The 455-nt window shown below is 63.5% G+C and carries 1 protein-coding gene; it reads right to left on the reverse strand.

Features of this window, described 5'->3' with window-relative positions:
• Nucleotides 1-435: adenosylhomocysteinase (locus RVY79_RS17385; protein WP_317465732.1), on the reverse strand; the 435-nt coding region annotated here is incomplete at its 3' end.
• Between the last annotated feature and the right edge of the window lie 20 nt (nt 436-455).

Genomic DNA, 455 nt, shown 5'->3' on the forward strand with positions numbered 1-455 from the left:
GTGCAGCAGCACCGTCGCGTCGCCGCCATCGTCCAGGATCATGTTGGGCGTGCCGCCGTCGGCCCATTCGAAGATGCGGTGGGTGAAGTCCCAGTATTCCTTGAGCGATTCGCCCTTGTACGCAAATACCGGCGTGCCCGACACGGCAATCGCCGCAGCAGCGTGGTCCTGCGTCGAGAAGATGTTGCACGAGGCCCAGCGCACGTCGGCGCCGAGTGCCTTGAGCGTCTCGATCAGCACGGCGGTCTGGATGGTCATGTGCAGCGAGCCGGCAATACGCGCGCCCTTGAGCGGCTGGCTGGCGGCAAACTCGTCGCGAATCGCCATCAGGCCGGGCATCTCGGTCTCGGCAATGGCGATTTCCTTGCGGCCCCAGTCGGCCAGCTTGATGTCGGCGACGAGGTAGTCGTTCTTGAGGTCGGTCACAGCGTTCATTGGATCACTCCGAAAAGATG

Source organism: Chromohalobacter sp. HP20-39 (assembly GCF_033052815.1).
In the GTDB taxonomy this organism is placed as follows: Bacteria; Pseudomonadota; Gammaproteobacteria; order Pseudomonadales; family Halomonadaceae; genus Chromohalobacter.